Source organism: Dactylosporangium sp. CA-139066, from assembly GCF_050936175.1.
Taxonomy (GTDB): domain Bacteria; phylum Actinomycetota; class Actinomycetes; order Mycobacteriales; family Micromonosporaceae; genus Dactylosporangium.
In genome coordinates this window covers 6667386-6686271 of record NZ_JBNJNH010000001.1, presented here as the reverse complement: position 1 = coordinate 6686271, position 18886 = coordinate 6667386, and the positions used below count along the sequence as shown (strand labels likewise).

Annotated in this window: 17 protein-coding genes; 7 read left to right on the top strand and 10 right to left on the bottom strand. The window is 73.5% G+C overall.

The features are described from left to right. Positions 1-22: 22 nt before the first annotated feature. The gene (locus ACQEVU_RS30690; protein ID WP_433329608.1) at positions 23-1345 is read right to left on the bottom strand and encodes an ATP-binding protein; all 1323 of its coding nucleotides are present in this window, start codon (positions 1343-1345) and stop codon (positions 23-25) included. Further along, positions 1342-2049, bottom strand: a complete 708-nt coding sequence (locus ACQEVU_RS30685; protein ID WP_433329606.1) for a response regulator transcription factor — start codon at positions 2047-2049, stop codon at positions 1342-1344. The genes ACQEVU_RS30690 and ACQEVU_RS30685 overlap by 4 nt, the downstream gene beginning before the upstream one ends. A gap of 70 nt (positions 2050-2119) precedes the next feature. Between ACQEVU_RS30685 and ACQEVU_RS30680 the strand changes: the two genes are divergently transcribed. From ACQEVU_RS30680 to ACQEVU_RS30665, 4 genes are all read left to right on the top strand, one after another. Next, on the top strand, positions 2120-2725 hold the full coding sequence (locus ACQEVU_RS30680; protein WP_433329604.1) for a hypothetical protein: 606 nt from the start codon (positions 2120-2122) through the stop codon (positions 2723-2725). A gap of 42 nt (positions 2726-2767) precedes the next feature. Next, on the top strand, positions 2768-4531 hold the full coding sequence (locus ACQEVU_RS30675; protein WP_433329602.1) for an NACHT domain-containing protein: 1764 nt from the start codon (positions 2768-2770) through the stop codon (positions 4529-4531). A gap of 90 nt (positions 4532-4621) precedes the next feature. Beyond that, on the top strand, positions 4622-5335 hold the full coding sequence (locus ACQEVU_RS30670) for a DUF305 domain-containing protein (protein WP_433329600.1): 714 nt from the start codon (positions 4622-4624) through the stop codon (positions 5333-5335). Between the two features lie 92 nt (positions 5336-5427). Further along, positions 5428-7023: a cellulase family glycosylhydrolase gene (locus ACQEVU_RS30665; protein ID WP_433329598.1), complete on the top strand. Its 1596-nt coding sequence runs from the start codon at positions 5428-5430 to the stop codon at positions 7021-7023. 157 nt (positions 7024-7180) lie between these two features. Here the strand turns inward: ACQEVU_RS30665 and ACQEVU_RS30660 are convergent, their stop codons facing one another. From ACQEVU_RS30660 to ACQEVU_RS30640, 5 genes are all read right to left on the bottom strand, one after another. Continuing rightward, the gene (locus tag ACQEVU_RS30660; RefSeq protein WP_433329596.1) at positions 7181-7672 is read right to left on the bottom strand and encodes a hypothetical protein; all 492 of its coding nucleotides are present in this window, start codon (positions 7670-7672) and stop codon (positions 7181-7183) included. 70 nt (positions 7673-7742) lie between these two features. Next, positions 7743-9908 carry a galactose-binding domain-containing protein gene (locus ACQEVU_RS30655; protein WP_433329594.1) on the bottom strand — a complete coding sequence of 722 codons (2166 nt, stop codon included), beginning with the start codon at positions 9906-9908 and terminating at the stop codon, positions 7743-7745. A gap of 84 nt (positions 9909-9992) precedes the next feature. Beyond that, positions 9993-12089 (bottom strand): cellulose binding domain-containing protein, encoded by a 2097-nt coding sequence (locus ACQEVU_RS30650; protein WP_433335144.1) that lies wholly within the window; start codon positions 12087-12089, stop codon positions 9993-9995. A 181-nt stretch (positions 12090-12270) separates the two neighbouring features. Beyond that, positions 12271-13578 carry an RICIN domain-containing protein gene (locus ACQEVU_RS30645; RefSeq protein ID WP_433329592.1) on the bottom strand — a complete coding sequence of 436 codons (1308 nt, stop codon included), beginning with the start codon at positions 13576-13578 and terminating at the stop codon, positions 12271-12273. A gap of 102 nt (positions 13579-13680) precedes the next feature. Then, positions 13681-13926: a hypothetical protein gene (locus ACQEVU_RS30640; RefSeq protein WP_433329590.1), complete on the bottom strand. Its 246-nt coding sequence runs from the start codon at positions 13924-13926 to the stop codon at positions 13681-13683. 227 nt (positions 13927-14153) lie between these two features. Between ACQEVU_RS30640 and ACQEVU_RS30635 the strand changes: the two genes are divergently transcribed. Further along, a complete protein-coding gene (locus ACQEVU_RS30635) occupies positions 14154-15017 on the top strand; it encodes an aminoglycoside phosphotransferase family protein (RefSeq protein ID WP_433335142.1) in 864 nt (287 codons plus the stop codon). Between the two features lie 4 nt (positions 15018-15021). On the opposite strand, the gene ACQEVU_RS30630 is transcribed toward ACQEVU_RS30635, so the two are convergent. Together ACQEVU_RS30630 and ACQEVU_RS30625 are read right to left on the bottom strand one after the other, a co-directional pair. After that, positions 15022-16008 carry an aldo/keto reductase gene (locus tag ACQEVU_RS30630; protein ID WP_433329588.1) on the bottom strand — a complete coding sequence of 329 codons (987 nt, stop codon included), beginning with the start codon at positions 16006-16008 and terminating at the stop codon, positions 15022-15024. A 62-nt stretch (positions 16009-16070) separates the two neighbouring features. After that, positions 16071-16556 (bottom strand): hypothetical protein, encoded by a 486-nt coding sequence (locus tag ACQEVU_RS30625; protein WP_433329586.1) that lies wholly within the window; start codon positions 16554-16556, stop codon positions 16071-16073. Positions 16557-16739: 183 nt separating this feature from the next. Between ACQEVU_RS30625 and ACQEVU_RS30620 the strand changes: the two genes are divergently transcribed. After that, a complete protein-coding gene (locus ACQEVU_RS30620; RefSeq protein ID WP_433329584.1) occupies positions 16740-17843 on the top strand; it encodes a serine hydrolase domain-containing protein in 1104 nt (367 codons plus the stop codon). On the opposite strand, the gene ACQEVU_RS30615 is transcribed toward ACQEVU_RS30620, so the two are convergent. Then, positions 17833-18378: a DinB family protein gene (locus tag ACQEVU_RS30615; protein ID WP_433329582.1), complete on the bottom strand. Its 546-nt coding sequence runs from the start codon at positions 18376-18378 to the stop codon at positions 17833-17835. The genes ACQEVU_RS30620 and ACQEVU_RS30615 overlap by 11 nt on opposite strands. Positions 18379-18518: 140 nt before the next feature. On the opposite strand from ACQEVU_RS30615, the gene ACQEVU_RS30610 reads away from it, so the two are divergent. Further along, positions 18519-18872: a histone-like nucleoid-structuring protein Lsr2 gene (locus tag ACQEVU_RS30610; RefSeq protein WP_433329580.1), complete on the top strand. Its 354-nt coding sequence runs from the start codon at positions 18519-18521 to the stop codon at positions 18870-18872. Positions 18873-18886: the final 14 nt, after the last annotated feature.

Sequence of the window (18886 nt, the reverse complement as noted above, 5' to 3'; positions counted from 1 at the left end):
CCGGCACACCCCACGCCGACGGTCATCGCACGACGCGGCGGGCCGGGCGGTGGGTGGTGGGGATCTCGGGGGCGAACGGGTCCAGCTCGATCGCGATGCGGGCGCCGCGCAGCGGGCTGCGCTCGATGACCAGGCGGCCGCCGGCGGTCTCGGCGACCCGGCGGACGATGTCCAGGCCCAGGCCCGTCGAGCCGGCGCCGCTGGAGCCGCGGCGCAGCGCGCGGTCGGGGTCGGCGATGCCGGGGCCGGCGTCGTCGACGGTCAGGCCGCGGGCCGACACGTGCACCTCGAACGCGGTGCCCTCCGCCGTGTGCTGGAAGACGTTGCCGAGCAGGCAGTCGACGGCCGAGACGAGGTCGGACTCGGCGACCGGGACGTACACCGGCTCCCGGCCGCCCGTCACGCGCCATGGGCGGTTCTGGTCCTCGGCCAGTACCGACCAGAAGGCCAGGCGGTCCGCGACCACCTCGACCAGGTCGGAGGTCTGCGGGGTGCGGTCGGCGGCCGAGCGGCGCGCCGCGGTGATGATCTGCTCGATCTCGTCGTCGAGGGCGTCGAACGCCTGGCGCATCCGCTCGCCGATCGGGCCGGGCGGCATGGCGTCGGCGTCGAGGCGCAGCGCGGTCAGCGGGGTGCGCAGCCGGTGCGACAGGTCCGCGGCGAGCTCGCGTTCGGCGTCGGCGAAGGCGACCATCTGCTCGGCCATGCGGTTGAAGCTGCGGGCCGCGTCGCGCAGCTCCGGCGGCCCCTCGGGCTCGACGCGGGCGTGCAGGTCGCCGTCGCCGAACGCGCGGGCGCCCTCGGCGAGGTGCCGGGTCGCGCGGACGATCTGCGCGCCGAGCCGGTCGGCGACCAGGGTGGAGCCGGCGACGAGGACCACCGCGAGGCCGGCGAGGGCGAGCCAGGCCGCGCCGACGCCGCGGCTGAGGTCGTCGTCGGAGACGTACACCTCCACGACCGCGGTCCGGTCCCCGTCGAGGACGACGGTCTGCAGGTAGGCGACGCCGCCGGGGGCGTCCGCGGTCAGCGAGCGGCGCTGGCGGGCGGCCCGGTCGACGTCGGCGGACAGGGCGTGGCTGGTGCCGATCGTGGGCTCGCCCCCCAGGTGTACGGCGAGCCGCCCCGACTGCCCGGCCGGCACGGTGGCGACGGCCCGGTCCAGCGCGCCCGAGCCGTTGCCGGGGGCGGAGGCGAGCGCGGCGACCATGGCGTCGGCCTGGTAGCGGGCCTCGGCCAGGGCGCGGTCGTGGGCGATCTGCTTCGTGACGTACGCCAGGGGCACCAGGAACGCCAGCGCGATCATGGAGGTGATCGCGAACGACAGGCGCATGAGGGCGCTTCTCATGACTGTGGCTGGTTCGGGTCCATGAGCATCACCCCGACGCCGCGGAACGTGCGCAGGTAGCGGGGGGCGGTGGCGCTCTCGCCGAGCTTGCGCCGCAGCCACGACACGTGCACGTCGATGGTCTGGTCCTCGCCGGAGCTGTCGGGGCGCTGCCACACCTCGGTCAGCAGCTCCCGGCGGCTGACCACGCGGCCGGCCCGCTGGGCGAGGTACGACAGCAGGTCGAACTCCTTCTTCGTCAGCTGCAGCGGCCGGCCGTTGATCGACGCCGAGCGCTGCTGCGGGTTGACGTGCAGCTCACCGATCGTGACCCCGGCCGGCGGGGCGGCGGGGCCGGGGGTGCCCTGCCCGCGGCGCAGCACGGCATTGATCCGGGCCGACATCTGGGCGCTGGAGAACGGCTTCGTCACGTAGTCGTCGGCCCCGGCGTCGAGCAGGCGGATGATGTCGCGCTCGGATCGGCGCGCGGTGGCCACGATGACCGGCGCGTTGGAGATGCCGCGCAGCATGCGCAGCACGTCGAGGCCGTCCATGTCGGGCAGGCCCAGATCGAGGATGACCAGGTCCGGCGGGTCGGTGGCGATGACCCGCAGCGCGGAGCCGGCGTTGCCGACCGGGCGCACCACGTGCCCGGCGTCGGTCAGCGCCCGGGAGAGGGCACCGGAGACGGCGACGTCGTCCTCGACGAGCAGGATGAGGGGCATGGCAACAAACTATCGTCACCGACCGGTTCGTTGGTTCGGACCCGCACGGGTCACGTGAGAGGATTTCGCCATGCGGGTTCGTCGGGGCGCGGTGCCGGTGCTGCTGTGGTGCCTGGCCACCGCGGCGAGCATCGGGGTGGCGTCGCTGGCGCTGCGGCCCGTGCTGCGCACCGCCGTGCCCGACGACGCCGTGCCGGCCGCCGCCGGCGAGCAGGGCGGCCGCGAGGCGGTCACGCAGACCCTGCCGCCCGACCCGGCGTTCTCCGTCACGCCGCGGCCGACGATCATCGCCGATCCGAGCTCCGCGTTCAGCCCGCCGCCGGGCGCGCCGCCGACGCACGGGGCCGCGAGCCCGTCGGCGACCGCGAAGGCGACCACCGCCGCCCCGGCCCGCATCGTCGACGGCTGGACGGTGACGACCGGGCCCGACGGCGTCGACGTGTACCTGCGCTCGTTCCGCTCCGACGGCGGCGACGCGGTGATCCGCATCCGCGCGGGCGTCGTCTCGCTCGTCACGGCGACGCCGCGCGACGGCTACTCCGTGTCGCAGTCGCAAACGGAGCCGAGCCGGCTCGTCGTGCAGTTCGTCGCGTCGGCCGGCGGCGCGGCGTGGCTCGTCGACTGCATGTGGTGGCAGAACGCCCCGCACGGCGAGGTCACCCGCATCGGCAGCTGACGGGTCCCCGCCGGATGGCGGACCTTTGCCACAATCGATGTCATGCTTCGACGTGTACGGGGGTACTTCGAAGCGGTGGTGCTGGTGGCCGCCGCCGTCGCCATGTGGGTGCTGGATGCGCCGATCGTCGCCGTAGCGCTGGTCACCGTTGTCGCGCTGCTCAGGGTGGTGGCGGCGGTGCTGGCCGGGCGGCCGGCGCCGGCCGTGCGGCCGGCCGAGGAAGCCCTGGAGTATGAGGAAGCCCTGGAGTATCTCGCGCGGGAGACGCTGCGCTATTGGCAGCGGCAGGCTCAGGAGCGCGGCCTGGTCGGCCCGTCGCCGGTGACGCTCGCGACCGGCACCGTGGCGGACGTCCGCGAGCGGCTGTACCGCCCGGCCGACGCCCCGGACCGCATCGTGATCCTTGGTGAACCCGGCGCCGGCAAGACCTCGACGATGCTGCGGCTGCTGCTCGACATCCTCAGCGACCGCGAGGCGGGCTCCGGCGAGCCGGTGCCGGCCTGGCTCACGCTCAGCGGCTGGGACCCGGCCACGCCTCTGGTGCAGTGGGCGGCGGCGAACCTCGTCGACGCATATCCCGACCTCGGCGAGCGGAAAACCGGCCACTCCCGGGCGCGGGGGCTGATCCTCGACCGGCGCGTGGCGCTGTTCCTCGACGGCCTCGACGAGATGCCCGAGGACCGGCGCGCGCGGGCACTCGAGGCGCTCGACCGCGACGCGGCCGGCCTGCGGGTGGTGCTGACCAGCGGGCCGGACGAGTTCCAGGGCCGCCGGCGCGAGCCGCGGCTGCGGGGCGCGGCCGTCGTCGAGGTACGGCCGATGGAGCCGGACGCGGCGGCGGCGTTCCTGCTCGCCGGGCAGACCGGCGCCCAGCGCGAGCGGTGGGAGGCCGTCATCCGGGCCGTCGCGGATCGGCCGAACGGCGTCGCCGCGCACGCGCTGCGCACCCCGCTCGCGCTCGCCCTGGCCCGCGACGCCTATGCCCACGACGACCCGGCCGAGATGACCGACGAGGAGCGGTTCGTCACCGTCGACGAGCTGATGGGCCACCTGCTGGCGCGCTGCGTCGAGGCGGCCTACCCGGAGCCCGGCGAGCGCCGCGACGCCCTGCGCTGGCTGGGCTGGGCCGCCGCGCACCTCGGCGAGGCCCGGGACCTGCGCTGGTGGGCCATGCCATTCTGGGGCGGCATCGACCCTCGGGACGGCCGGCCGCGCTCCGGTCGCTACGCGGTCGTGGCGCTGGCCGCGGGGACGCTCGTCGCCGGCATCGCCGTGCTGAGCGTGCCCTGGATGGTCGGGTCCGCGCAGGCGAAGTTCGGCTACCTCACGCTGGGCAGCGGGCTGGCCGCGTTGATCATCGGCAATGTGGTCCACGCCTTCCCGCGCGACGTCTCGACGTTCGCCCGCCGTTGGACGTTCACCGGGGACGCGCCGCGGAGCGGGGCCGAGCGACCGGCGGTGACGGCGCGCGGCCTGTACCGCCACGACCGCACCATCGCGGTGGTCCAACTGGGCGGGACCATCGCGTGGACCGCCGCCGTCGCGGCGGTCTTCTTGGGCCGGATGATCCCGGTCGCCATCTTCATGGCGCTCTGCCTTTGCTGGCGCACCATCGGCCCGTCCCTGCTCCTGCTGTTCGCACAGGTGCGGTGGCGGCTGCGCGGCCGGCCCGTGCGGTTCATGGCGCTGCTCGAGGACGCCCGGCAGCGCGGGGTGCTGCGCGAGGCCGGCCCGGTGTACCAGTTCCGGCACGCCCTGTTGCAGGATCATCTCGCCCGCGCGGCGCGGACCTTATTTCCGGGTTAAAAGCGTTATTCGCGCCCGTCGAAAATCATCGGGACAAATTAATGCGCACCTAATAGAAACCGTGGCGCGGCGGGACTTACCGTCAGGGACGTGAGCAGCGCGACCCCGGGTGGCGAGGAGCACATCAACGGCTCGGCCGTGGCATTGTCGGGCGATCCCGAGCCGGAAGCGGCGCCCGTCCAACAAGAAAGCCCCGTCGAGCCGGAAAAGCTCGACGAGCCCCAGCGGCGCGACCTCTGGCGGCGGCTGCTCGCCGTCGCGGTCGTCCTCGTCGCCGCCTTCGCCGTCGTCGTGCTGTGGGCGCGGCCCGCGCATGAGCCGGCCGCGCCGCCGCTGGAGGTGCCCAGCGCCCCGGCCGGGGCCGCCGCGGTGCTCAACCCGACCGACCTCGCGTTCCTGCAGCTCATGATCTCGCTCGACAACAGCGCGCTGCCGCTGTTCGAGCTCGTCAAGGACGACCCGGCGCTCAAGGCGGCCGCCACCGCCGGGGCCGACGGGCACCGCGCCGAGCTCGCGGCGCTGCGGGCCGCGCTCACCGCCGGCGGCGGGATCGAGGACCCGGCCCAGCACGCCGGGCACGACCTGCCGGGGATGGTGCTCGACGCCGACCTCGCCGCCGTGCGCGACGCTCCGGCCGGGCAGCGGGCCGCGAAGGCCGCCGCCATTCTGCGCGAGCACCTCGGCGGGACCGTCGCGCTGGCCACCTCCGAGGGCACCGCCGGGTCCGACCCGGCCACGAAGGCCGCCGCGGCGCAGGTCATCGACGCGCACAACAAGCTCCTGGCGCTGCTGCCGGCGGTGTAAGTTTCCGCGGCGGTACGCCCCTGAGCTGGACGAATGCGCGGCGAGGCCGGGCGCGCTGTCGCCGTACCGAATCCGGCGCCTATGAAACGCCCATGAGGAGACTCTGGGCCGCCGTCGCGGCCAGCAGCATGGCCCTCGTCGGCACCGCCGTCGTGATCGGGCTCAACAGCCAGGCCTCGGCGGCCACCGGCGGCACCGGGACGGGGTACCTGAGCACCCAGGGCGCCCAGCTCGTCGACAGCACCGGCGCGAAGGTCCGGCTGACGGGCCTCAACTGGTTCGGCATGGAGACCGACAACAAGACGTTCCACGGCCTGTGGGCCCGGGCGTGGCGCGACCACATCGACCAGATGGCGAGCCTCGGGTACAACACGATCCGCGTGCCGTACTCCGACGACGCCCTCAAGCCCGGCGCCCAGGCCAACAGCGTCGACGGGTACACCAACCCCGACCTGCAGGGCCTCACGCCGCTGCAGATCCTCGACAAGGTCGTCGACTACGCCGGCAGCAAGGGCATGCGCATCCTGCTCGACCGGCACCGCCCGACCTCGGCCGGGCAGAGCGCGCTGTGGTACGTCGCGGCGACGCCCGAGTCGACGTGGATCAGCAACTGGCAGATGCTCGCCCGCCACTACGCGAACAACCCGACCGTCATCGGCGCCGACCTGCACAACGAGCCGCACGCCGACGGCACCGACCCCAACGGCACCGGCGCCTGCTGGGGCTGCGGCGACGTGAACCGCGACTGGCGCCTCGCCGCCGAGCGGGCCGGCAACGCGATCCTCGAGGCCAACCCCAACTGGCTCATCGTCGTCGAGGGCGTCAGCTGCACCAGCGGCGGCAACGCCAACGCGTGGGACAACATCCCCGACGAGCCGTGCGGCTGGTGGGGCGGCAACCTGTCGAAGGCCGGGCAGTACCCGGTGCGCCTCAACAAGCCCAACAAGCTCGTGTACTCCGCGCACGAGTACGCCAACTCCGTCTACCACCAGGCGTGGTTCGACGACCCGACCTTCCCCGCCAACCTGCCCGGCATCTGGGACCAGTTCTGGGGCTACCTGCAGAAGCAGAACATCGCCCCGGTGCTCGTCGGCGAGTTCGGCAGCACCCTGCAGAACCCGCAGGACGTCGTGTGGCTGCAGAAGCTGATGCAGTACATGGGCACCGGCGTCACCGGCATGAACTTCACCTACTGGTCGTGGAACCCCAACTCCGGCGACACCGGCGGCATCGTCGGCGACGACTGGAAGACGGTCAACCAGCAGAAGCAGAACATCCTGCAGCCGTACCTCATCCCGCCCGTCGGCGGCGGCACCGGCCCGACCGGCTCCGTCTCGCCGTCGGTGTCGAAGTCGCCGTCGGGCCCGCCGCCCACCGGCGGCTGCACGGCCACGGTCAAGATCGACAACGCGTGGCAGGGCGGCTACCAGGCCAGCGTCACCGTGAAGAACACCGGCAACACCGCGGTCAACCCGTGGACGGCGACGTGGAGCGTCCCGTCCGGCGTGACGCTGCAGAGCGGCTGGAACGCCACCGTGACCCAGTCCGGCACCACGTTCACGGCGGCCGCCCCGACCTGGGCCCCGTCGCTCGCCCCGGGCGCCTCGGTCACGATCGGCTACACCGCCAACGGCCCGTCCAGCCCCGCCCCGTCGGGCGTGAAGCTCAACGGCGCGGCCTGCTCGTAACCAGGGGGATCGGCCCGGGGAGGGATTCGGCGCCCTCCCCGGGCCACGGCGGGGCCCGGCGCGGCCGGTCAGCACAAGAGGCAGCGCCACGTCGGGAACGCGCCGCGGCGACGGCTCGCCGGGCCGCGCGGGGCGTGTGTCGCGCACGTTGCCGGTATCAGGACACCGGGAACGCCACGTCGAAGACCTCGTCGCCGTCGGCGGCGGCCGGGAAGTCGGTCCAGTAGGTCTCCCGCGGCGCCCGGGCGATGCTCAGCCCGTTGGCGGCGACCCACTTCTCGACCGCCTCGTACACCCCGCCGAGCTGCCCGCCCGTGACCAGCCCCTTCGTCACCCGGGCGTACGCCTCGCGATGGGCCGGGATGGTCCGGTCGCCGCCGCTCGCCACCGTCGCGCAGACCTCGACCGGCGTCGGCCCCTCGTTGGGGTTGCCCTCGTAGATCGTCACGAACACCGGCTCGTCCGGCCGGCCCGAGCGCTCCAGGAACGGCCAGTCCGCCGTGCCGAGCAGCCCGCCGGCCGCCCGCGCGCGCTCGGCCACCCGCGCCATCGCGCCGGGCAGCCAGGCCGTCAGCTCGGCCTGGTCGACCGTGCGCACCTCCGTCACGACATGCTGCTGCGGCACGTCGCGCAACCGAATCTCGACCACGACTCCTCCAGTCCCGGCGCCCCCATGTGCGCCGCCGGACGCCAGCATGCAGTCTCTGCCAAGGTCAAGGTCAAGCGCCGTACACCTCCAGCGACGACAGCTGCCCCGCCCCCTGCACGCTGTTGGCGGTGAAGACCACGCGGACGTACCGCACCGCCCCGGCCGGCAGCGCGACGCTCACGCGCTGCCCGGAGTCGTTGGAGAAGCTGTACGTCGTGGCCGGCACGATCGAGCGGAACGTCCGGTCGTCCGTGCTCGCCTGGATCTCGATCCGCTGCGTGCGGGCCGGCCACGCCGCCAACGGCGGCAGCCGCAGCACCGCCCGCCGCACCTCGGTGGCCGCGCCCAGATCGACCTGGACCCACTGCGGGAACGTCGTGTGGCTCTCCCAGTACGACATCGGGTTTCCGTCGACGATGTTGCCCGACCCGTACACGTCGGCGTGCCCGCTGTCCCGCGTGGGATGCGCCATCGCCAGGTCGATGAGGTCGCCGAGGCTGAACTGCGTCGGGCTCTGCGCACCGCTCGGCGCGGGCGGCCCGGCCGAGCCTCCCGTGGCCGGCGCCGACCCGGACGGGCGCCCCGCGGACGGCGTCCCCGACGCCGAGGCCGGCGCCCGCGACCCGCGCGCCGAGGCCCCCGGCGCCGACGGCCCGCCACCGGTCCCCGGCACGAACCCCGGCTCGAGCTGCTCCTGTTCCGCGGCGACCGGCCCGCCGCCACCGCGCGGCCAGGCGAACGCCACGCCGACCAGCACGAGCACGACGATCGCGGCGGCGGCCAGCGCAAGCATTCGCCGCCTCCGCCCGTCCGCGGCGGGCACGGCATCCGCCCCGTCGGCGGCGGCCGTCGGCAGCAGCTCCGCCGCCCTGTACGCCTTCACCCGTCCCGCCGCGCTCCCCGCGTCCCCGGGGTGCCGCTCGGCCAGCTCCCGGGCCGCGGCGAGCCCCCAGGCGGTGGCGTCGCCGGCCACCCGCATGTCCACGACGGCCGGAATGTCCGTGAGCACGGCCGTGAACAGCGCCGACACCGGCGGCCACAGGAGGTCGTTGATCTCCAGCCCCGCGGTCCCGACCACGACCCGGTAGCGCCCGTCGGCGGGATCCGCCTCACCGAGCGGCCCGGACACTCCGCCCGGCGCATCGGGATCAGGCACGGCGCCCCCGGCCGTGGAGGGCGTCGCGGGCCCGGCAGCTGCGGCGGCCGGTGTGAGGTCGAGCGTCAGATCGATGGTGGCCGGGCCCGCATCCTCATCGGCGGGCGTCGAGGCTTGCGGCGGCGGCACCTCCGCCCGGCCGCGCCCGGGCAGCAGCGGGCCGGACGGCTCGGCGATCAGGCCGCCGCCCGAGAGCCGGACGAGCCAGCCGAGGTCCATCCCGTAGGTCGCGGCGTCGATCGGCCGCAGCGCCGGCTGTGGCGGGGAGGACGCCAGGACCTGCTCGCGCCCGTCGGGATGGCAGCACAGCAGCCACGCCGGCTCCGGCCACACGGGCAGGCCGGCGGGGTCGAGGGCGTAGACGACCACATCACCGGCCGGGGCGTGCAGGGGCACGCCGTTGAACAGCTGCACGGGCTCGCCGAGCTCGCGCGCGGCCGCGAACGCGACCGGCCGGCCCGCGCCCTGGCCGGGCAGCAGCGGCACGACGTCGGTGATGAGCCGAGCGGCCGGTGGCAGGGCCCGCAGCGCGGCGGCGAGCGACGCTCCGGTCACCGTGGCGTCGAAGAGCAGCCGGGGCCGGTCGGGGTCGACGGCCACCGCGTCGGCCGGCCCGGAGTCGCCGTCGCCCAGCAGCCATCCGGCGGGGACGGCGCGGACCGCGAGCTCCGGGACGCTCGACTGCCAGGCCGGGGCGGGCCAGCGTGGTCCGGCCGCGACCCGGCGGCCGCCCGGCGTGTGCCGCCACCAGCCGGCCGAGGCGAACAGCAGCCCGCCGGGGGCCAACAGGACCGGGCCGTCCGTCGCGAGCACCGGCCGGCCGACCGCCCCCGAGAGCTCCACCGCTGCCGGGTCGCCGGCTCCGAGCAGGATCAGGCCCTCGAGGCCGTCAGGACCGTCCGGGTCCTGCGTGCCGCGCAGGCCGCGCAGCACGACGGGGCTCAGGGGCACGGGGGCCGCCGCCGGCGCCACCACGACCGCGAGCCAGCCCTCCGGCACGGGCACCGTGGTGGTCGTGTCGCCGATCAGCAGGCACCGGTCCACTCGTCGCGCGGTCGGCTCATCCGGCTGCTCAGTCACCCCGGCACCCTACCGTGCACCACCGACACCTTTCCCCGCCGCCGTCACGGCGCTGACGCACCGTGACGGCGGGAACACGCGGGATCAGCGGACGTAGATGGCGGGCTGCTTCGGGGCCGCCATGCCCGTGCCGATGAAGTACGACGGGTGCGGGGGCTGGTTGTACGCCGTGTTCTGCCACGCGATCGCCTCGCGGTACTGGCAGTCGTGCATCAGGGTGTACAACTTCGTGCTGGTCGGCGTCGTGGTGCTGTAGATGCGCAGCGCCGTGTTGTCGGTCGTGGGCCACACGACCTCCTCGCGCCAGTCGCCGAACAGGTCGGCCGACAGCGACGGCGTCGACTTGGTGCCGTTGTTCGAGTGCACGCCGGAGGCGGTCAGCAGGCGGGTGTCGCCGCTGGTGCCGTACTTGTCGATGTGCGTGCCGTCGAGCAGCTCGCGGGTCGTGTCGGCGTCCCACCAGACCACGAAGTTCGTCGAGCCGGGCTTGCGCGTGGACACCACCGTGCCGTGCGTGTCGCGCAGGCCGTCCGCGGCGGCCGACCAGCTCTCGGCGCCGGGGCTGCCGGGCCAGATGTCGTCGGAGACGCCGCGGCCGTTGTCGCCGTTCGGGGCGGTGGTCCACAGCACCTGGCCGGTGCGGGCGTCGGCCATCCACGACGACGGCTTCGAGCCGTCCTCGTCGACCTTGAACTCCTCCAGGCCGGGGCGCGCCGGGTCGAGGTCGCCGACGTGCATCGCGTCGCCGTGGCCGTTGCCGGTGTTCCACAGCCGGCCGCCGTTGTCGTCGATCGCCATCGCGCCGTACACGATCTCGTCGCGGCCGTCGGCGTCCACGTCGGCGACGGCGAGCTGGTGGTCGCCCTGGCCGGCGTACGCGCTGTTGCCGGAGGCGTTGCTGTCGAACGTCCAGCGCTTCGTCAGCGAGCCGTTGCGGAAGTCCCAGGCGGCGATGACGGTGCGGGTGTAGTACCCGCGCGCCATGATGAGCGACGGGCGCTGGCCGTCGAGGTAGGCGGTGCCGGCCAGGAAGCGGTCGACGCGGTTGCCGTACGAGTCGCCCCAGCTGGAGACGGTGCCGCGGGGCGGGTCGTAGTTGACCGTGGACATGGCGGCGCCGGTCTGGCCGTTGAACATGGTGAGGTACTCGGGGCCGGACAGGATGTAGCCGGAGGAGTTGCGGTAGTCGGCGTTGGCGTCGCCGATGACCTTGCCGGTGCCGTCGGTGGTGCCGTCGGCCGTCTTCATCGCGATCTCGGCCTTGCCGTCGCCGTCGTAGTCGTACACCTGGAACTGGGTGTAGTGCGCCCCGGCCCGGATGTTGCGGCCCAGGTTGATCCGCCACAGCCGCTGGCCGTTGAGGCGGTACGCGTCGACGTAGACGTTGCTGGTGACGCCGGACTGGGAGTTGTCCTTGGAGTCCGACGGGTCCCACTTGAGCACGATCTCGTACTGCCCGTCGCCGTCGAGGTCGCCGACGGAGGCGTCGTTGGCCGAGTAGATCGAGCCGGGGGACTGGATCGGCACGTCGAGGTACCCGCCGCCGGTGAAGCGCAGCGACGCGGGGGAGGCGGCCTGGTCGACGCCCCCGGCGACGGCGCGCACGGTGTAGGAGGCGTCGGCGGCCGCGCCGGAGTCGAGGTAGTTCGTCGAGCTCGTCACGGTCGCGATCCGGGTGCCGGCGCGGTAGACGTTGAACGACGTGTCGAACGCCTCGGCGCCCAGCAGCCGCCAGGAGACGAGGTTGCCGCTGCCGGAGCGCACGGAGATCAGGCCGCGGTCGAGGTCCTCCATCTGCCGCCCGCTTCCACCCGGCGGCGCCGAGGTCGGCGGCGCTGAGGTCGGTGTCATGCCGTTGCAGACGACGCCGTTCAGGGAGAATGAGGCGGGGACCGGGTTCGAGGTCGTGAAGGATCCGTTGAAGCCGAAGGAGACGGTGCCGCCCGTGGCGATGGCGGCGTTGTGGCCGGCGTCCGTGGCGCGCACCGAGGTGCCGGTCTGCGTGACCGTGGCGTTCCAGGCCTGCGTCACCGCCTGGCCGCTCGCGTACGTCCACGTCAGCGCCCACCCGTTGACCGGGTCGCCGAGGTTGGTGATGTCGACGTTCGCGCCGAAGCCGCCCTGCCACTGGTTCGTCACCGTGTACGTCACGCGGCACCCGGCGGCGGCCGCCGAGGCCATGTGCACGGCGAACAGCGCGCCGGCGCCGGTCGCCAGGATTGCCGCCGAGGCGGCCACTGTTCTTCGCACGGTCGCTCCTCATCCGAAGGTGAGTCGGACCGTAGACCGGCGCGCAAGGTTTCGAAAGCCATCGATCCCGGGACCGCTGCGGGCAGTCCCGGGACCGACGAAACTTACAGGGCTACGCGGCCACCAGCCGGAACGACTGGGCGCCCGTACCGTTGCAGGTGTACTGCACCAGCTGCACGCTGTCGGCCGTGGACGCGCCGGGCGTGTCCAGGCACTTGCCGGTGGCCCGGCTGACGAAGTGGTAGTAGCCGCCGCCCTCGGCGACCGGCTGCCACTGCTGGTTGGTGCCGCCGCTGTAGGCCCACAGCTGGATCGGCGCATTGTCCGCAGTGGACTTGCCGGTGACGTCGAGGGCCTGCGCCGCGTTGTTACGGTTGTCGATCTGCACGTAGCCGCCGCTGGTCGGCTGGAAGCGGTAGTTCTGGGCGGTCGTGCCGTTGCAGGTGTACTGCTGGATCGCCGTGCCGTTGGCGGTGCCGGCCGCGCGGGCGTCGACGCACTTGCCGCTGTTCTTGTTCACGACCGAGTACCAGGCCGTGGGCGAGATCGGGCCGTTCGACGCCGAGGGCGACGGCGACGCCGAGGTGGGCGGCGTCGAGGTGGGCGGCGTGGTCGTGCCCTGCCCGGCCAGCCAGAGGATGCCCTGGATGATCCAGCGGTTCTGGTTCACGCTCTCGAACGTCGAGGAGGTGCGCGTGTTGGTGTCGTAGTTCATGCCGTCGTGGCCGAAGTTGGCGTACAGCATCTTGTAGTTGCGGTTGGTCCACAGGATCGGGTAGTAGCCGCTGTACCAGGACTGGTTGGGGTCGGTGCCGACCGGGAAGCTGCTCGGGTCGACCGACGCCAGGATGTCGATGTTCGGGTTCTGCCGCAGGTCGTTGCTCCAGGAGTACCACTCGGAGACCGCGGAGGTGAACGTCGCCGGCAGGCCGGCCATGGACGGGTGGCTGCGGTCCTCGACCTTGTACGTGATCCGGGTCGGGCCCCAGGTGTTGGTCTGGAAGGCGCCGGAGCCCAGGAACGTGTTGTAGTACCAGCTCCACGACGCCGGGTCGGTCGTGAACGCGCTGACGTGGAAGCCCATGAAGGCTCCGCCGTTCTGCATGTACTGCTGGAACGCGGCGCGCTGCGCGGCCGGCGGGGCGTCGTCGAGGAACATGATCACCTTGTACTGCGACAGGCTCCCGGCGTTGAGCCGGCTCCAGTCGGTGGTCGCCTCCCAGGTGAAGCCGTTGGCGGCACCCTGGGCGGGGAACCAATCTTTCGCCTCTTTGTCAAAGTCGATGTGGGCGGCGTCCCAGGTGCCGTTGTAGAAGGCGAGCACCTTGAACGGGGTGGCGGCGAGGGCGGGCCGGATCACGAGGCCCACCCCCAGCGCCGTCAACAGGGCAAGCGCGGCCAGCGCCAGCTTTCTGCGCACGGTTGAGGGTTCCTTCGGGTGTAGGCGGGAGGGATGGGCGGATCCGCTCAGTCGCATCATCGGCCATCGATAGCGCCCGCACAAGGTAAAGAACCCTAATAGTTAAGCTAAGTCGCCAATTAAGTCCCTGGCCTGCGCCGCGATGAGCTCCTCGACGGCCTCGACGGCCTTGACTGCCTTGACGGCCTCGACGGCCGAGCGGCGGCCGCGGTGGCCGGGTGGCGGCGGTGGTCGGGTGGCGGCGGGCGGTAGCGGCGGTGGCCGATGGTGGCGGGTGGCCAGGCGGCGCCGGCGCCCAGCGGCGGCGGCTGACGCGGCGGCGGCCGAGCGGTCCAGCGTGGCGGCCACCGCGCGGGTCCGGGGCGCCGCGCGATGGCCTCGCGGACCGCGGCGCGGGCGCAGCAGTGCGTCGCGTCGGGGAACGCGGTGGCGAGCCAGGCGCGGTGAGCGACGCGGCCGCCTGCGCGACGCGGCCGCCTGAGCGGGCCCGGCCAGGTGCGGGGGAGCCGTCCGCCTGTATGAGCGCCCATAAATGCGCTGCCGCAAACCGCCGGAGCTGGAATCATCGACCGGTGATGCACGAGGGGGAGGCGCCGACCGACGCCGAGCTGGTCCGGGCGCTGGTCGCGGCGCAGTTCCCGCAGTGGGCCGGGCTGGAGGTCACGCCGCTTGCGTCGACCGGCACCGACAACGCCATCTACCGCCTCGGCGGCGAGCTCAGCGTGCGCCTGCCGCGCCTGCCGCACGCGACCGGCCAGATCGAGCTCGAGCGGCGGTGGCTGCCGCGGCTCGCCCCGCACCTGCCGGCCGCGGTGCCCGAGCCGGTCGCGGTCGGCTCGCCGGCGCTGGGGTATCCGTATGCGTGGGCGGTGTACCGCTGGCTGGAAGGCACCAACCCGGTCGGGCCGGACGGGCTCGCGGCGCCCCTGGCCGACTTCGTCCTGGCGCTGCGCAGGATCGGCACCGCGGGCGCGCCGGTCGCGCCGGCGGGCGGCCGCGGCGGGGACCTGCGCCACCGCGATATCGGCGACTGGATCGCCCAGCTCGCCGGCGACTACGACCCGGCGCTGCTCACCGCCGTATGGGAGGCCGACCGTTCGGCGCCCGGATGGGCCGGGCCGCCGGTGTGGGTGCACGGCGACCTGCACGCCGGCAACCTCCTGGTGCGCGGCGGCACCCTCGCCGCGGTGCTCGACTGGAGCTGCCTCGCCGCCGGTGACCCCGCCGTCGACCTGATCCCGGCGTGGATGCTGCTCGACGCGCCCGGGCGGGCCGAGCTGCGGTCCCGGCTGGGCGAGGACGACGACACGTGGCGGCGCGGCCGGGCGTGGGCGTTCAGCATGGCCGTGGGGCTGCTGCCGTACTACCGCGTCACGAACCCGGCCTTCGCCGAGGTGGGGCGCTACGGCCTCGAGGAGATCCTGGCCGAGACCCGGTAGGCCGCTACAGGTTGGTCATCCGCTCCATCTGGTCCGAGTACCGGCCGCCCTGGACGTCGATGTTCGCCGCCACGCCCTCGATCTCGGCCAGGTCGTCGGGGTCGAGCTCGACCTCGGCGGCGCCGATGTTCTCCTCCAGGCGCGCCAACCGGCGCGTGCCGGGGATCGGGACGATCCACGGGCGCTGGGCGAGCAGCCAGGCCAGGGCGACCTGCGCGACCGTCGAGCCCTTGCGCGCCGCGACCGCGCCGAGCAGGTCGACCAGGGCCTGGTTGGCCCGCCGGGCCTCGGCCTCGAAGCGGGGGATCGTCGTGCGGATGTCGCCTTCGGTGAACGTCGTGTTCTGGTCGATGGCGCCGGTGAGGAAGCCCTTGCCGAGCGGGCTGTAGGGGACGAGGCCGATGCCGAGCTCGTCGCACATCGGGATGATCTCGGCCTCGGGGCGGCGCCACCACAGCGAGTACTCGTTCTGCAGGGCGGTGACCGGCTGGACGGCGTGCGCCCGGCGGACCGTCGCGGCGGCGGCCTCCGACATGCCGAAGTGCCGCACCTTGCCGGCGGCGATCAGGTCCCGCACGGCGCCGGCCACGTCCTCGATGGGGACGTCCGGGTTGACGCGGTGCTGGTAGAACAGGTCGATGCGGTCGGTGCGCAGGCGGCGCAGGCAGGCGTCGGCGACCGCACCGATCTCCTCCGGGCGGCTCGACAGGCCCGTCTGGCGCCCGTCGGCGTCGAACGCGAAACCGAACTTCGTGGCGATGACGACCTGGTCGCGGACCGGCTCCAGGGCCTCGCCGACCAGCTCCTCGTTGACGAACGGGCCGTAGGTCTCGGCGGTGTCGAAGAACGTCACGCCGCGCTCGACGGCCGCGCGGATGAGCGCGATGTTGGCGTCGCGGTCCGGGCCGGGGCCGTAGCTCTGGCTCATGCCCATCGCACCGAAGCCGAGGGCGGACACCTGCAGGTCTCGGCCGAGCGTTCGCTGGTGCATACGGCAAACGCTACCTTGCGGCGCGGGCGGCCGCCGCGCACGCGGCCGCCCGACACAACACGTCAGGCCTTGACGTCCAGCAGGTCGCCGCTGTCGAGGACCGAGCGCAGCTGACCCAGGTCGACGCCCTTGGTCTGCAGGCGCTGCACGAGCTCGTTCGGGCTCAGCTTCGACAGGTCGTCGGTGTCGGAGTCGAGCAGCTCGCCGAGCTGCCGGCGCTTCGCGTCGTCCTGCAGGGCGGCCGATCCGCCGGGGCCGCCGCCGGGCGGCGGGCCCATCGGGCCCTTGCCGGCGGGGGCGTCGCCGGGCTTGCCGGCCTCGATCGCCGCGATGAGGTCGTCGTGGGAGACCCCCTGGGCGTTGGCCACGTCGGTGAGGCTCTTGCCGTCGCGCAGCCGGCTCTTGAGCTCGTCGGTGGACATGCTCAGCGCCTTCGCCACCGAGGTCATGGGGTCCTGCCCGTCCATGGGCCGGTGTGCGGTGCGGGCGCCGGCCATCTGGATGCCGTACGAGCTGGAGATGCCGCTGATGCCGCTGATCGAGGTCACGTCTGCTCCGTCCGTGGTGCGGTTGCGGTGCGACCGGAGGTCCCGGTGGCGAGCCCGACTTCGGCGCGGCCGGCGTCGCCCGGAGTCTCTGCCAGGCTATTGGCGGCATTCACCGGGTTCTGCCAGGCGTACGGCGGAGGCGGCGGTGCGGTCCGGGTGCGGCACGGGTTTAGGTTGGTTGCCGTGATCGAGTGGGCCGAGCGCGACACGGGCGACGTCGACCGCGACGGCCTCGAGGCCGCCGCCCGGCTGGCCCGCGACCGGGGCGGCGCGGCGCAGCTGTGCGTCGTGCGCGACGGGGTGGTGGTGCTCGACCGGGCGTACGGCTGCCGGCCCTCGTCCCTGTTCTGGGTCTTCTCCACGAGCAAGCCGTTCGCGGCCCTGCTGGTCCATCGCCTCGTCGAGCGCGGGGCGCTGGCGCTGGACGATCCGCTCGCCGGGCACTGGCCCGAGTTCGCCGCGAACGGCAAGGGCGGGATCACCGTCCGGCACGTCCTGCAGCACCGCTCCGGGCTGCCGGTCGCCCGCTCGCCGCTGCGCGACGCCCTCGCGATGACGGACTGGGACGCGTCCGTGCGGGCGGTCGAGCGGGCCCGGCCGCGGTTCCCCGCCGGCGAGGGCCCGGCCTACCAGTACGTCAGCTACGGCTTCCTGCTCGGCGAGCTCCTGCGGCGGGTCACCGGCGAGCCGATCCGCGAGCTGCTCGCCGCCGAGATCCTCGGCCCGCTCGGGCTGCGCGACACGCACCTGGGGCTGCCCGACGAGCTGTGGCCGCGGCACGTGCCGCTCGCCGGGCGCGGGCCCGGCCCGTCGGCGGCCGCGGCGTTCATCAACCGGCGCGCGACCCGGCGGGCCGTCATCCCCGCGGCCGGCGTCTCCACGACGGCCCGCGACCTGGCGGTGCTCTACGCCGCCCTGTCGATGGGCGGGACGCTCGACGGCGTGCGGGTGCTCGGCCCGCAGGCGCTCGCGGTGGCCACGACACCGACCAGCGACGGCACCGTCGACGGGCTGATCCGGCTGCCGATCCGCTGGTCGCACGGCTTCCAGCTGGGCGGGCCGGGTGAGCGCATCGACCCGCGGCGGCCGCGGCCGATGGGGCGCACGAGCAGCCGGCTGGCCTTCGGGCACAACGGCAGCAACGTGTGCGTGGCCTGGGCCGACCCGACGCGCCGCCTCGCGGTGGCGTACCTGACGAACCAGCTCCTGCCGCGCCACGACGGCGTCGCCGGGCAGGACGCCGTCAGCGACGCGGTGCTGGCCGCCTGCCCGCCGGTCAGCGATTGAACCCGGCGCCGTAAAGATCCCGCAGCATGCCGATCTCGCCGCCGTGGTGCATCGTTTCGCGGTTGATGTGCGCGATGAGCGCGGCCATCGGGTCTTCGGAAAAATAGGCGCCCTTCGGTCCCAGCGGGGTGCGCATCGCCTCGTCGTCGAGCGCGGCGATGTGTGCGTGCCATTGCCGGTATGTGTCGTGCAGGAACGCCACCCCGCCGGCCGCCGTGTGCGGCAGATCGTCCGGCGTGTGCACCGGGTCGAACATGTCCGCCTCGCCCGGGCCGAAGAAGGCGCTCGTCCGGGTGGCGAAACAGCCGACGGCGATGTGCATCATGCGCCAGGCGATCGTGGTGACCGGCGCCGGCGATCGGCGGGTGGCCGGGCCGTCGGCGCGGAATCGGCCGTCGTCGCCGGGGCGCACGCTCCAGCAGCCGGCCACCGGTTCCCAGAAGTATTCGTCGTCGGTGAGCCCATTCCGGCGCGGCCACAGGTGCGCGTCCCAGTAGAACTCCAGCTGGGCGACGAGCAGCCGTCCCCAGTCCACGGGCTCAGCATAGCCGCGGCGGGTGCGTAATTGGCCCGACACGATCGGTGAAGATCGGTCGGCGAAAAAGAGTTGTGGCGCATTTTCAATTTATTGGCGATACTGTTTGCACAAAAGCCGCTCACGGGAGGTCGGCCGGCATGGCCAAGCGTGTCATTCAGGAACTGATCGACGATCTGGACGGCAAGGCCGCCGATGAGAGCGTGACGTTCGGCATCGATGGCGTGCAGTATTCGATCGACCTGTCGAAGAAGAACGCGGAGAAACTGCGGGCCGCGCTCAAGCCCTACATTTCCGCGGGCACCAAGGTCGGGCGCAGCGCGACGGTTCCGCCCCGATCGGCTCCCGGGCGCGGCCGCGGCACGACGCGCGGCGACCGCGACCAGAACCGCGCGATCCGGGAATGGGCACAAAGCGCCGGATTCCAGGTTTCCGACCGCGGGCGCATCAAGCAGGAGATCGTCGACCAGTTCCACGCCAGCAACGGGCGCTGAAGCCCTCAAGGCGG